This window comes from Sporomusa intestinalis (assembly GCF_055383785.1).
In genome coordinates this window covers 4,631,580-4,644,919 of sequence record NZ_AP042390.1, presented here as the reverse complement: position 1 = coordinate 4,644,919, position 13,340 = coordinate 4,631,580, and the positions used below count along the sequence as shown (strand labels likewise).

Sequence of the window (13,340 nt, the reverse complement as noted above, 5' to 3'; positions counted from 1 at the left end):
ACAGCAAGGAGAGATTTTTGTGGGGATTATTCTACGCGGCGGCACGATTGTTACCGGCACTGACTGTTATCAGGCCGACATCCGCATTGAGGGGGAGCTTGTCGCCGCTGTTGGCAGTCAGCTGGCGCAGGCCGGCGATACCGTATTGGCGGCAGAGGGCTATTATATATTCCCGGGCGGCATTGATGCCCATACTCATTTTGATCTGCCTGTTGGCACCATGTCTACGGCCGATGACTTTAGCAGCGGCACCCGGGCCGCTGTCCTGGGTGGCACTACCACCGTTATTGACTACGCCACGCAAGGTAAAGGGGAGACACTGCAGCAGGGCCTGGCCAACTGGCAGCGGCGGGCCAGCGGCAACTGCTACACCGACTACGGGTTTCATATGGCGATTACCGACTGGAATGAACAGGTTTCCCGGGAACTGCCGTGGCTCAGCCAGGAGGCCGGCATAACTTCCGTCAAGCTCTACATGGCTTATAAACATAGCCTGCAGGTTGACGACAGTGTCCTGTTTCAGGTGCTGGAACAGAGCCGCGACTGCGGAATTCTCACCTGTGTGCACTGTGAGAATGGCGATATTGTCGATAATCTGACCAGGCAGTTGCGCCGGCAGGGCAAAACTGCGCCTTCTTTTCATCCTTTATCCCGGCCGTCCCGGGTGGAGCAGGAAGCCGTTAACCGCTTGACAGTGCTGGCCGAGATGGCAGACGCGCCGGTATATGTTGTCCACCTAAGCTGCCGGGAGGCCCTGGCAACGGTAGCGCAGGCCAAAGCCCGGGGTGTCAGGGTGTTTGCTGAAACCTGCCCCCAGTATTTAGTGCTGGATGACAGTGTCTATCAGGACCCTACTTTTGCCTGTGCAAAATTCGTCATGTCACCGCCGCTCAGAGCCAGGGAAAACCAAGCCGGTTTATGGAACGGGCTGAGAACAGGTATTCTGGATACTGTCGCCACCGATCACTGCTCGTTTAATTTTCGCGGTCAGAAAGACCGGGGGCGGGAAGACTTCAGCCAGATTCCCAATGGCATTCCCGGTGTGGAGCACCGTCTGGGGCTGTTGTACACCTATGGTGTCAAAGAGGGCAAGCTAAGCCTCACCCAGTTTGTTGACAAAGTGGCCACCAAGCCGGCCAGGCTTTTTGGGCTTTATCCCCAAAAAGGCACCATTGCTCCGGGGTGCCATGCCGATTTAGTGCTCTGGGACGAAAATCGCCGCTTGATCATTGGGGCGGCTGCGCACGCGCACAACGTGGATTACAGTCCCTATGAAGGCATGATGCAGCAAGGCCAGGCCATTCACGTTTTCCTGCGTGGCCGGCAGGTAGTGAAAGACGGGGTGGCGGCAGCGAAGCCCCAGGGCCGCTACCTCTTCCGTAAACCATTTGCTCCGGGCGGACTATAAGCCCGCCGCTGAGCCTGATAAGGAACAGCGCTCCTGTGAGTCCACTGAACAAGCGCCTGCAAAACTTGACAATGCCCGAGTGTCTTGGCCACATTAGCTTTTACAATATAAACATGGCCAAGACACTGGTAAGAGGTAGAGATATGGAAGCAAAGGAAAACAAAACAACCGGCGGTATCATTGTTGCTGCCGGCAAAAAAACAGACCCCAGGGTTCTGAGTCCGCTAGTAAAAATTGGCTCGATCACCGTAGTAAAAAGGATCGTATTAACCTTTCAGCAAGCCGGCATTTCACCGATTGTAGTCATTACCGGCTACAAAGCGGAAGAGATCGAACATGATTTAGCTGATTACGGGGTTATCTTTTTACGCAATGAACACTATGAAACTTCCCCAATGTTCGATTCGGCTAAAATTGGTCTGTCGTTTCTCCGCAACAAATGCGAGCAGGTCCTGTTCAGCCCGGTTACGACTGCGCTGTTTACGCCGGCAACCCTGCAGCGAATGCTGGCCTGCCGGGAAAAGGTAGTTTTACCGTTTTATCAGGGAAAACCCGGCCATCCTCTCCTGCTTGCCAACGAACTGATTCCGCGCCTTTTAGCCTATGACGGTGACAGGGGAATGGGGGGAGCCATACAAAATCTTGGCATTGCGAACTGCCGGCTGGATACAGACGATGAAGGAATTCGCCTCACTATAGATGATATTGGCCGCCGGGATGTACTGCTGCAGAAACACAACCAACAGCTTCTTCACCCGTTTTTGCGCATAAGCATTGAACATGAATCCCTGTTTTTTAACTCACGCACCAAGCTGCTTTTAATCTTGATTCAGGATACCCACTCGGTCCGCAGCGCCTGCCGGCATATTGCCCTGTCTTATAGTAAGGCCTGGAATATGATCAACCAGCTGGAACAGGCGTTAGGCTATGCCGTGGTGGCAAGAAAACATGGCGGCAGTAATGGCGGGAAGACGTACTTGACCACGGAAGGCGCTCAATTCCTGGCAAAGTTCCAGCAGTTTGAACAAAACGTGCGGCAGTATGCAAAAAATGAGTTTGACAGATGGTTTATGAACCGCACGTTTCTATAAGAAAGTTCCTTTTCCCGGCACAATTGCCTGAAAACAATATCCCTGTCCCCGTGTTTCATCTGGTTTGGCGCTGGCGCAAGTTCTTTTGACAAAGAATTTGCCGAAAAATCAGTCTCCATTTTATAATGGTTTTAAGACAAAGTTGTTGAATATTATGAAACAGGAAGTTGCTCTGTTTAACATAAAATTCAATTCTTGTTACCCTGGTCTGGGAGGTGCGATATGGAGAAGATTAGTGAATCAACCAGGAAAAAAGATCATGCAGCCAAGATAAGCGGCCGCGCTCTTTATGTGGATGATCATGGGCCAGACGGTATGCTCTGCGGCAAACTATTGCACGCCGCTAAGGCGAAAGCCCGCATCGCCGCTGTTCACCTGCCGGCATTGCCTGCAGGCTATTTGGTTGTGGACAGGAACGATGTACCCGGCATAAACCGTGTTCACATTGTGCAGGATGATACACCGGTGTTTGCCGAGGAGACGGTGGAGTATGTCGGTGAGCCGATTTTGATGGTGGTCGGTCCGGCAAGCAGGGAAGTGGAACGGATTCTGCGGGAGATTGTTGTGGTATACGAGGAACAGGAACCAGTCCTGGATATGCGCCAAGCCGCTGAGATTTTTTTCAACTACAGCTATGCCCAAGGTGATATCGGCAAGGCGCTGGCCGAGGCCGACCTGGTATTAACCGAGACCTTTCAGACCGGCTACCAGGAACAGGCTTATCTGGAAACCCAGGGCATCATTGCCGCTCCCCAGGACGGACGGATGACGGTCCGCGGGTCGATGCAATGTCCCTACTATGTGCACGGCGCGGTTGCCAAAGTCCTGGGCTGCGGGGCCCAGGCGGTCCGGGTTGTTCAGGATGTCACCGGCGGCGGGTTCGGCGGCAAGGAAGCCTTTCCCTCCATCCTGGCCTGCCAGACAGCGGTAGCTGCCAGGAAAGCCAACAAGCCGGTCAAGGTGATTTACGACCGGCGGGAGGACATGGAATTTACTTCCAAGCGCCACCCGTCCATCTGTACTTACAAAGTCGCTATTAAACAGGGTGAAATTACCGGCATGGATATTGAGGTGCTATACAACAGCGGCGCTTATACCACCCTGTCGCCGGTTGTATTGCAGCGGGGCCTGATTTGCGCCAGCGGGGTATACCGCATTGACAACCTGCGTGTTGCCGGCCGGGCCGTCAGAACCAATACCGTGCCGACCGGCGCCTACCGCGGTTTTGGCGCGCCGCAGACGTTCTTTGCGGCCGAAATGATGATGGCGCACGTGGCCCGCGAACTGGGAATGGATTCACTGGCCCTGAAAGAGAAATATATGGTGCGGCAGGGAGACGCTACCTCTACCGGCGGCAAATATCATTTCCCGGTCCCGTTGCCGGCGATGATTGCGCGGCTGGATGAGCTTACCGGCTACCGGACAAAACACCGGCTGTATAAAAGGCAAACCGGACGCTACCGTAAAGGCATTGGCCTGTCGCTGTTCTTCCACGGCTGCGGCTTTACCGGCAGCGGCGAGCGGGACTATATCAAGGCGGTGGTGCAGCTGCGGAAAAACACCGACGGTACGGTTGAGGTGCTTGCCAGTAATACCGATATTGGCCAGGGCTTAAAAACAACCTTCTGCAAAATTGTCGCCGATACGCTGGGGATCGGGTTTGACCGCGTATATATTGACAACCCGGATACCGACCGGGTGCCCGACTCCGGGCCGACTGTCGCCAGCCGGTCGCTGATGATCGTGGGCGGACTGCTGCAGCGGGCGGCGGGGAAACTTAAAGCCGACTGGCGTGCCGGTGAGGAGCAAGTCATTGAGGAACGTTATGTACAGCCTGACTTTGTCATTCCGTTTGATCTGGAGAATTTCACCGGCGATGCTTACCCAACCTATTCCTGGTCTGTTAATGTCATTGAACTGGAGGTGGATAGGCTCACTGGCACTCACAAAATCATCGGCGCCTGGGGTATTTATGATGTCGGCGTGCCCATTGACCTGAACATTCTGCACGGACAGATGCAGGGCGGCCTGCTGCAGGGAATAGGCTATGCCTCAATGGAGCAAATGGAGTATAATGCTAAAGGCCTGATCCGGAATAACAGCTACAGTGATTATATTGTGCCTACGGCCATGGATGTTCCCCCACTGATCACCGAATTTATCAATAATCCGTACCCTTATGGCCCTTACGGCGCGAAAGGAGCCGGTGAACTGCCGGTTGTCGGGGTTGCGCCGGCCTATATTGCCGCCTTGGAAAACGCCCTGGGGGTCAAAATAAATAAAATACCGTTTACTCCGGAAGATACCATGAGCGTCCTGCAGGAGGTGGAGCACAATGATCCAATTCATTCTTAACGGCCAGGAGGTTTCCTCTAGTGTCAAAGCCAATGCCCGGTTGCTTGACGTACTGCGGCAGGAGTTTGCCCTTACCGGTGTAAAGTGCGGCTGCCGGGAGGGGGAGTGCGGCGCCTGTTCGGTCATTCTTGACGGCCGGCTGGTTAACTCCTGTATGGTCGCCCTGGGGCATATTGACGGCCGTACGGTAATGACCATCGAAGGATATCGCGCAACAGCGCGTTTTGCCGCGCTGGATAAAGCTTATGCCGCAGTCAGCGCAGTCCAGTGCGGTTTTTGCATTCCCGGCATGCTGCTGGCGTCTGAATGCATTCTGGCCCGCAATCCCCGGCCCACCGCAGCGGAGATCAGGGCCGGTATTGCCGGCAATCTTTGCCGCTGCACCGGCTATCAGGCCATCGTCGAAGCCATCGGCAGCGCCGCCAGGGAGGGGAAAGGCTTATGGTAAACGGGTACCAGGCGGCATCTTTGCCGGCGGCACTGGCCATTCTGGGCCGGGACACCACCATCGTTCCTTATGGCGGCGGGACCGATCTGATGATTGAAGCCGATGAGAACGCCACCTATTTGTTTCTCAGCAAAATTCCCGAATTGAAAAAGATTTCCGAGGATGCCGACTATATCCGCCTTGGCGCGGCCTGCACCTTTACGGAGATCCTGGAAAGTGAACTCGCTCCGCCCCTGTTAAAAACAGCCGTATCTCAGATTGCCGCACCGGCCATCCGCAACCTTGGCACCATTGGCGGCAATGTTTGCAACGGCTCGCCCAAGGCGGACAGTGCTTTAATTTTTGTGGCCACAGACGCCAAACTGCGTCTTGTCAGCCACCGGGGCGAACGGGTGCTGCCCATTACCGAGTTCTATCTTGGCCGGAAGCAGACCGCGCTGGCGGCGGATGAGCTGCTGGCAGAAGTGCTTATGAAAAAGAACGGCCTTGGCAACTATTACTATAAAAAGGTGGGCGCCAGAGAGGCGCTGGCTATTTCCCGGGTATCCTTCGCGGCGGTTCTGGATGTGGTTGGAGATAAAATCGCCGGCTGTATGACGGCCTTCGGCGCCGTCAGTGACGTTATCATCAAACGGCCGGAGCTTGACGCCATGCTGACCGGTAAAACGCTGGCCGAGGCCAGGGCCGTTAAGGCCGCGTACCTTGCCGCCTATGATCAGGCCATTGTCCCCATCCAAGGCAGAATTTCGGCCGCCTACAGAAAGGCGGTCTGTATGAATCTGCTGCGGGACTTTCTGGCGAGCAACGGCATCTGACGGCAGCGGCGCGCCCTGCCGTCGGCCTAAACAATTGTATAATTCAAAAATATTCTTGTATATTATTGACGATAGGGGTCAAGAGTTTCTACCAGGTTGCCGTAAATAGCCTGACTATAAGAATAGGTATTTGTTGTGCCTATTTTTCATAGTCAGGCTATTTTTGTCCGGATAGAAAGGTTGACTTTCCCTGGATAAGAGCCGCATCGGCTTCCGCTTTCGCCCCAGGTTCGGGCCAGGCGATTTGGACAAAACTTATCTTGGCTGGGAGCTAAAAAATTATTATACGGGAGAGGGTTTATTATGCAGGAAACAGAAATGGAAAAAACACACCGTGAAAATGGCTTTTTAGACCGGCATTTCCAGTTATCACCGCGGGGAACCACTCTGAAAACAGAAATCATGGCCGGGCTAACTACTTTTATTGCCATGGCGTATTTGATTTTTGTAATTCCCGGTCAGTTTCTGATTGCCGCCGGCATACCGCCGGCCAGCGCCACGGCGGCGACAATCCTCTCCACCGCGGTAGCCACTTTACTGATGGGCATCTATGCCAATCTGCCGATTGCGATGGGCCCGGGCCTGGGGCTTGGCGCTGTTTTCACTTTTGTTATGGTCGGCAGCATGGGCTTGAGCTGGCAAACGGCGCTAGGGGCGGTTTTTATTTCCGGGGTGCTGTTCTTTATTTTAGCAATCACTAATATAACAAAAGCAATCATTGCGGCGATTCCTCCGCTGCTAAAGTCAGCCATCGGCGTTGGCCTGGGCTTATTTATCGCTTATATTGGCTTTAAAAGCGCCGGGCTCATTGTCCCGGCGCCGGGAACTATTTTAACCTTAGGCAGCCTAAAGCAGCCAGGCGTTTTCCTGGCTGTAATCGGTTTAATCATAACCAGCCTGTTAATGGCCAAAAATATCAAGGGTGCTTTTCTGCTGGGCATCTTAGCCACAACCGTCATCGGTATGTTTATGGGTGTTACCAAGGTACCGGCCAGTATGAGCGACATCATTTCGTTTGTGCCGCCAATGCCGGCCGACACGTTTGGCCAACTGGACATTGGCGCGGCGATAGGGTATGGGCTGATATCCATTATTTTTACCATTACCATTGTCGATTTGTTTGATAATATCGGCACGCTGATAGCCATCTCCGGCAAGGCCGGATTACTTGATGAAAATAACAATCTGCCGAACATTAATAAAGCCTTGCTGGCCGGTTCCGGGGCCACGATGATCGGCGGCCTGTTCGGTACCTGTACGGTTACCTCCTATATCGAAAGTGCCGCCGGTGTGGCGGCAGGCGGTAAGACAGGGTTAACTTCCGTGACTACCGGCGTCTTGTTTTTGGCTACTTTATTTTTAACGCCGCTGGCGGGTTTGGTCCCCGGCGCGGCCACGGCACCGGTCTTAATCATCATCGGCGCGTTAATGATCGGGGAAATTACCCGCATTGACTTCACCGACTTCACCAATGCCTTGCCGGCGTTTCTCACGATCATCCTTATGCCCCTGACCTGCAGTATTGTGGAAGGTATGGCGTTCGGGTTCATTGCGTTTACCCTGCTTAAGCTTGCCACCGGCAGAACCAGGGAAATCCATCCCCTGATGTATGGCCTGGCAGTTATTTTCGCTGTGCATCTATATATGAAATAAGCAGCAAGTGAATGCTGCCATTGTATAAGCTGAAAGGAATTGATTGGTTTGGGCAACCGCAGCAAAATCATAAAGGGTAATTTTATTTTCACTCCCGGCTTTGGCGAGTTAAAAATTGCCGCCGATAGCTTTATTGTTATTGAGGGAAAACGGATTAAGGGGCTTTATCGCCAATTGCCGGCCGGATATGAGGGCAGCCTGGCAACCGATTACCAAGATAAGCTGATCATTCCCGGCTTTGTCGATTTGCATGCTCATGCGCCGCAGTTTGCCAACAGGGGTGTGGGGCTTGATTTGGAGCTTATTCCCTGGCTGGAACAATATACTTTTCCCGAAGAAGCGAAATATCACGATGTAACCTATGCGACCGGGGTTTATAAAAAATTCGTGCGGGAACTCTGGCAGTGGGGCACAACGCGGGCGGTACTGTTCGGCACCATTCATACAGCAGCGACAACCCGGTTAATGGCGTTACTCGCCCAGGCGGGGCTGGGCGGTTATGTCGGCAAAGTCAATATGGACAGGAATTCGCCGGCTGCTCTCAGCGAAACAACCGCACAATCCCTGGCTGATACCGAGGCTTTTATCCAAGCTACCATTGACCGGTATGATCTGGTAAAGCCGATTGTAACCCCGCGCTTTGTTCCCAGCTGCACACCGGCATTGATGAGCGGCATTGCCGGGCTGGCCCAAAAGTATAATCTGCCGGTTCAGTCGCACTTAGCGGAAAACACCGGGGAAATTGCCTGGGTCAGGGAGTTGCACCCCGAATGTCCTCATTATGCCGGTGTCTATCATAAATTCGGCTTATTTGGACAACAGCCGACCATAATGGCCCATTGTATCCATAATGATGCCGCCGAGCTGGCGCTGATGGCCAAAAACAAAGTGTATATGGCCCACTGTCCCTATTCCAATACTAACTTAGCCAGCGGCCTGGCACCGGTCAGAAAGTGCATTGACAGCGGCATACCCGTGGGTTTGGGTTCCGACATAGCCGGCGGCCATGAGGTATCGATCGCCAAAGTTATGGCCATGGCGGTGCAGGTTTCCAAACTGAAGTGGCTGCTGAGCGGCCGGCAGGAGCCGTTCTTCACCATCCCGGAAGTCTTGTATCTGGCCACCAAAGGCGGCGGCAGCTTTTTCGGCCAAGTGGGCAGCTTTGAAGAAGGCTATGAGTTCGACGCCCTGGTTATTGACGACAGCAGTCTGACGGTTGCGGCCGGCAAGCCGTTCACCCTGGCAGACAGGCTGAGCCGGTTTATTTATATTGGCAACGATAAAAATATTGTCGCCAGATATGTAGCCGGCCGGAAAATTGAGGAGCCGCAATGTTAGGACGGTCTGAAAGTTGCAAAAATAAAAGGCGCCGGCACCTGATGGCGGCGTCTGCTCGGCCAGTAGTGCAAGCTGCATTTCAAGTACTTGAAATGCAGCTTGCACTGTCAGCGCGGTAAAAATGTTACCGGCAAGCCGCGCCGTCCGGAAAAGGTCCCCCCTACAAGGGCTTTCCGCGATTTTTGCCTGGGAAGGTACGGAATTTTGCTAAATGGCACGATAATTGCAAGTTTAATTTAACACAGAAGGTATTGGTAGCCCCGCCGGCCCGCGCCGCCAGCCGGCCGGAGTAAGCCGGTTCGGCTGCACATTATTAATTTGATAAGGCAGCAGGCGGGGACACCGCCCCGGCGATTACCAACAAATCCGATTTGGGAGGAAAACACAGAAGAATTTGTTTTATTAAAATGATAAAAAATATCAATTTGATAAAATACGCTTATTCGCTGCCAGGGAATTATTCTCTTGCTGTTAAACCGGGAGTGACTATGAATAAATTAATCATTATCAAAGGTGGCGGTGATCTTGCCACCGGTATTGCCCACCGTCTCTATCAGAGTAGGTTTAACATTGTCATAACAGAATTGCCGCGGCCCACGGTTGTCAGGCGTACGGTCGCCTTCGCCCAGGCGGTGGTGGACGGGGAAGCCGTGGTGGAGGGTGTGACGGCCCGGCGGGTAACGGCTGCAGCTATCGGACCGACTCTGGCTGCGGGCTGTATTCCGGTCGTTGTTGATGCGGCCGCCAGGTGTGTGTCGGTGCTCCGGCCACAGGTCGTGATCGACGCCATTATTGCCAAACGGAATACCGGCACTAAGCTCACGGACGCACCTGTGGTCATTGGGGTTGGACCGGGTTTTACCGCACCCGCCGATGTGCATGCCGTAATTGAGACTATGCGCGGTCATGACCTGGGACGGGTAATCTATCGGGGAACTGCCATTGCCAACACCGGCATTCCCGGCGAAGTAGGTGGCTATACGCTGGAACGGCTGATAAAGGCGCCGGTTGCCGGTGAATTCACCGGCTGCCGGGAAATCGGGGCTGCGGTTCAGGCCGGTGAAATTGTCGGTTATGTGGGGGGCGTGCCGGTAGCGGTTGCTATTACCGGTGTGCTGCGGGGACTCATTCAAAGCGGCCTGACGGTTACAAAGGGGTTAAAAATCGGCGATGTTGACCCGCGCTGCCGCCGGGAACATTGCTATACCATTTCCGATAAGGCCCGGGCCATTGGCGGCGGGGTGCTGGAAGCCTTACTGCATCTGGGAAAGAAAAGCCTCCAGCCGTAGGATAAAACTACGATTGGAGGTTTTCATGGCAGGCCTGTTACCTTCCGGTTTTTATTATTGTCTAAGAACTGTGTAGGTGCTTAAGGTAGTACCGTTTTGATCAACAAAGGTGACCGTAACGGGATTATTGAAATTAAGGGACAGGCGGTCAAGAGGGATAACGTCATTGGTTTGGGTTGTTGTCAGCCGGCTATTGGCCTGCGGGCTTTTGGTTCTGACGGTAACGGTAAGGTCATTGCCGGTCTGGACCACCTTTTCAATGCCGATGCCATAGCCTTTCTCGGCAACTGAGCCGATATGGGCGTACACTGCAAATTGACGGCCAAAATCAACGGCTTCGACTTTGTCAATGATGACACCGGGAATTTCTTCGCCAGTGGATAAGGCTGGCTTGGTCAGCAGGACCCCGAATTTTATGTCGGCCGGATAGGTGCTTTGATTCCAGGTCCAGCCGGAAAAGTTATTGTTCGCATAGAGAGTTCGTTCTTTGACAACCACTACCGGCCCGGTAGTGGTCACCGTGCCGTACATGCTGGCCGGACGGTAGGTAGCCGGGTATTTGCTGTTGCCAATGCCGCGGATGGTGGTGATCACCCATTTGCCGCTGCTTTTTTCCAGGTCGACCTTGAAAGTCTGACCGCTGGTTTTTACCTGGACAATGGCTTTGCTGCCGGTAACAGACAGCAAGCTGAAGGCGTCACGATAGCTGTCAAAGCCGAAGCGGCCGGCATTAGCCCGGACTACATCCACCGGATCGCCGCCCTGGATAACCCCGCTGCTGATTTCTTTAACACTCACGATTTTCCATTTGTCCTGATCCCGGGTCAAGCGGACGCTGAAGGTTTTGCCATTGTCCTTGCGGACGGAAACGACGGCGGATTTGTCACTGCTTGACTGCAGGGTAAAGTGGTCGCGCCTGGCGTCAAAGCCGTAGGCGGCGGCAGCGGCTTTAACGGCTGCCACCGGGGAGCCGGCAGTATTCTGATTGTCCTTGGGCCGTTCTTTATCACGGCCCCTGTCACGGTCCTGACTTTTGTCATTGGTACGGTCCTTGGGCTGTTCTTTGCTGGCATCGCCGCGGTCCGCCCCGGGTGAAGACGCTTCCGCTGCCGGTGAAGCAACGATCGTTTTTTCCGCAGCCTGAACCTTGGAGAGGGGGAGACCAGGCAGCAGAGCCGAGGATACAACGGCGGCGCCGGCAAGGGCCGCCACTAGGCGCTTATATTTGCGTCTGGCAATTTTTCTGCGGCTGGTGTACATATTATTTTCTCCTTTCGTTTACCAAGGTTGATATGAATTTTTGTTAGTGTCTGCAGAAACAGTTCATTGCAAACGCGGCAGTTTCTGGCTGCTTAACCATAAAAAATGCTAAAGGCACCGGCCATAACCAGGGGTAAAAAGGAGTTTTGACAAAAACAGTGGAATATGCCAGTATTAGAGCATGAGACAATTAAAGGCAGAGACCGGTAAGCCTGTAGTTTCAGTGACTGGGCCGGTTCGTAACCGAGTGGGGGAGGTACTATGCCGCAGCTTATTATTAAAGGGTTGGAGCAGGAGCAAATTAGAAAACTCAGCAGGCCGCTTATTGATGAACTGCAGGGGATTATTGGCTGTCCGCGGGATTATTTTACCATTGAGGCTGTCAATAGTGTGTTTATCATGGAGGACGAGCTGCAGTCAGTCACACCGCTGATTCAGGTTAACTGGTTTGACCGGGGGCAGCAGGTTCAGGACCAGGCTGCGGCCGCGATTTACCGGCAGATAGCCGGTGCCGGCTGCGGCCAGGCAGAAATATTTTTTGTTGCTTTGCAGGAAAGCAGTTATTATGAAAACGGGAAGCATTACTGAGTTGAAGCCTGATGGAGGAAGATAGCATGGCAATGCGCAAAGTACGGGTGGAAGAGGCTGTGGGCATGGTCTTAGGCCATGAACTGACGAAGATTGTTCCCGGCGAGTACAAAGGGCCGGCCTTTAGAAAAGGCCATATTATTCAGCCTGAAGATATTGAACAGCTTAAGAATATCGGCAAAGAGCATATCTATTTATTTGAGCTGGGGCCGGAGGAACTGCACGAAAATGAGGCTGCCCGGCGGCTGGCGGCGGCTGCAGCCGGGCCAGGCCTTGTTCTGGCTGCGCCGGGGGAAGGCCGGGTCAATATTAAAGCCGCTGTCGACGGGGTCCTGGTGGTGAACTGTGCGGCCGTTACCGCCGTCAATATGACGGAGCATGTGGCCCTGGCCACACTGCACAGCGGTACTTTGGTCAAAGCCGGGACGACAGTGGCCGGCGCCAAGATTGTTCCGCTGGTAATAAACAGGCAGCTGATCGAACAGATCGAGGCAGAGGCCCGGCAGTACCAGCCGGTAATCGCGGTTAAGGCTGTGAAAAATAAAAAGATCGGCATCATTATCACCGGCAACGAGGTGTTTTATGGCCGGATTACCGATAAATATGCGCCCGTATTTGCCGGCAAGGCGGATAAATATGGTGCCACGCTGCTGGCTACTGTTTTTCAGCCTGACGACAGCAGCCGCATTGCCGCCAGTATCCTGGAATTTAAAGCCCAGGGGGCCGATATTGTCATCGCCGCCGGCGGCATGTCGGTCGACCCGGATGATGTTACCCCGGATGCCATCCGCTCCACCGGGGCTAGGATCGTGACCTACGGGGCGCCGGTGCTGCCAGGGGCGATGTTTATGCTGGCCGAGCTTGACGGTATGATCATTATGGGCATGCCGGCCTGTGGTATGTATTCACGGACTACGGTATTTGATGTGCTGCTGCCCCGGATCATGGCCGATATTCCGGTTACCAAAGCCGATTTGGCCGCTCTGGGGCATGGCGGTTTATGCCTGGCCTGTGATGAATGCGTATATCCCCATTGTCCTTTTGGCAAGTAAAAATGGGGTCTGTCTCAATCGGTGTATTCCCGCCCGCAAAAAC

General features: G+C 53.8%; 11 protein-coding genes and 1 riboswitch. Of the genes, 10 read left to right on the top strand and 1 reads right to left on the bottom strand.

Annotated elements, in window-relative coordinates; all coding sequences use genetic code 11:
* The first annotated feature begins 19 nt into the window (after nucleotides 1-19).
* The 8 genes from hydA to yqeB all read left to right on the top strand — a co-directional run bounded on the left by hydA (nucleotide 20) and on the right by yqeB (nucleotide 10,397).
* A complete protein-coding gene (gene hydA, locus ACZ481_RS21625) occupies nucleotides 20-1,408 on the top strand; it encodes a dihydropyrimidinase (RefSeq protein WP_464767400.1) in 1,389 nt (462 codons plus the stop codon).
* Between the two features lie 143 nt (nucleotides 1,409-1,551).
* A complete protein-coding gene (locus ACZ481_RS21620; protein WP_464767399.1) occupies nucleotides 1,552-2,499 on the top strand; it encodes an NTP transferase domain-containing protein in 948 nt (315 codons plus the stop codon).
* A 222-nt stretch (nucleotides 2,500-2,721) separates the two neighbouring features.
* Nucleotides 2,722-4,854, top strand: coding sequence for a xanthine dehydrogenase family protein molybdopterin-binding subunit (locus ACZ481_RS21615; protein WP_464767398.1), 2,133 nt, complete (start codon nucleotides 2,722-2,724; stop codon nucleotides 4,852-4,854).
* Nucleotides 4,835-5,302: a (2Fe-2S)-binding protein gene (locus tag ACZ481_RS21610; protein WP_464767397.1), complete on the top strand. Its 468-nt coding sequence runs from the start codon at nucleotides 4,835-4,837 to the stop codon at nucleotides 5,300-5,302. Before ACZ481_RS21615 ends, ACZ481_RS21610 begins: the two co-directional genes overlap by 20 nt.
* The gene (locus ACZ481_RS21605; RefSeq protein ID WP_464767396.1) at nucleotides 5,296-6,117 is read left to right on the top strand and encodes an FAD binding domain-containing protein; all 822 of its coding nucleotides are present in this window, start codon (nucleotides 5,296-5,298) and stop codon (nucleotides 6,115-6,117) included. The genes ACZ481_RS21610 and ACZ481_RS21605 overlap by 7 nt, the downstream gene beginning before the upstream one ends.
* 35 nt (nucleotides 6,118-6,152) lie before the next feature.
* A riboswitch (purine riboswitch) is annotated at nucleotides 6,153-6,254 on the top strand.
* Nucleotides 6,255-6,435: 181 nt separating this feature from the next.
* Nucleotides 6,436-7,770 carry an NCS2 family permease gene (locus ACZ481_RS21600; protein WP_464770678.1) on the top strand — a complete coding sequence of 445 codons (1,335 nt, stop codon included), beginning with the start codon at nucleotides 6,436-6,438 and terminating at the stop codon, nucleotides 7,768-7,770.
* A gap of 39 nt (nucleotides 7,771-7,809) precedes the next feature.
* Nucleotides 7,810-9,108, top strand: a complete 1,299-nt coding sequence (locus ACZ481_RS21595; RefSeq protein WP_464767395.1) for an amidohydrolase family protein — start codon at nucleotides 7,810-7,812, stop codon at nucleotides 9,106-9,108.
* Between the two features lie 488 nt (nucleotides 9,109-9,596).
* The gene (gene yqeB / locus ACZ481_RS21590) at nucleotides 9,597-10,397 is read left to right on the top strand and encodes a selenium-dependent molybdenum cofactor biosynthesis protein YqeB (protein WP_464767394.1); all 801 of its coding nucleotides are present in this window, start codon (nucleotides 9,597-9,599) and stop codon (nucleotides 10,395-10,397) included.
* 54 nt (nucleotides 10,398-10,451) lie between these two features.
* On the opposite strand, the gene ACZ481_RS21585 is transcribed toward yqeB, so the two are convergent.
* Entirely contained in the window at nucleotides 10,452-11,657 is a 1,206-nt protein-coding gene (locus tag ACZ481_RS21585) for a hypothetical protein (RefSeq protein ID WP_464767393.1), read from the bottom strand.
* Between the two features lie 261 nt (nucleotides 11,658-11,918).
* Between ACZ481_RS21585 and ACZ481_RS21580 the strand changes: the two genes are divergently transcribed.
* Both ACZ481_RS21580 and ACZ481_RS21575 read left to right on the top strand, forming a co-directional pair.
* Entirely contained in the window at nucleotides 11,919-12,245 is a 327-nt protein-coding gene (locus ACZ481_RS21580) for a DUF1904 family protein (RefSeq protein WP_464767392.1), read from the top strand.
* 26 nt (nucleotides 12,246-12,271) lie between these two features.
* Nucleotides 12,272-13,297, top strand: a complete 1,026-nt coding sequence (locus tag ACZ481_RS21575; protein WP_464767391.1) for a molybdopterin-binding protein — start codon at nucleotides 12,272-12,274, stop codon at nucleotides 13,295-13,297.
* Nucleotides 13,298-13,340: the final 43 nt, after the last annotated feature.

Excerpts from the sequence above, each read along its gene's own strand:
- ACZ481_RS21620 (WP_464767399.1), top strand. The coding sequence starts at position 1,552 with ATGGAAGCAAAGGAAAACAAAACAACCGGCGGTATCATTGTTGCTGCC.
- ACZ481_RS21615 (WP_464767398.1), top strand. The coding sequence starts at position 2,722 with ATGGAGAAGATTAGTGAATCAACCAGGAAAAAAGATCATGCAGCCAAG.
- ACZ481_RS21610 (WP_464767397.1), top strand. The coding sequence starts at position 4,835 with ATGATCCAATTCATTCTTAACGGCCAGGAGGTTTCCTCTAGTGTCAAA.
- ACZ481_RS21605 (WP_464767396.1), top strand. The coding sequence starts at position 5,296 with ATGGTAAACGGGTACCAGGCGGCATCTTTGCCGGCGGCACTGGCCATT.
- ACZ481_RS21600 (WP_464770678.1), top strand. The coding sequence starts at position 6,436 with ATGGAAAAAACACACCGTGAAAATGGCTTTTTAGACCGGCATTTCCAG.
- yqeB (WP_464767394.1), top strand. The coding sequence starts at position 9,597 with ATGAATAAATTAATCATTATCAAAGGTGGCGGTGATCTTGCCACCGGT.
- ACZ481_RS21585 (WP_464767393.1), bottom strand. The coding sequence starts at position 11,657 with ATGTACACCAGCCGCAGAAAAATTGCCAGACGCAAATATAAGCGCCTA.
- ACZ481_RS21580 (WP_464767392.1), top strand. The coding sequence starts at position 11,919 with ATGCCGCAGCTTATTATTAAAGGGTTGGAGCAGGAGCAAATTAGAAAA.
- ACZ481_RS21575 (WP_464767391.1), top strand. The coding sequence starts at position 12,272 with ATGGCAATGCGCAAAGTACGGGTGGAAGAGGCTGTGGGCATGGTCTTA.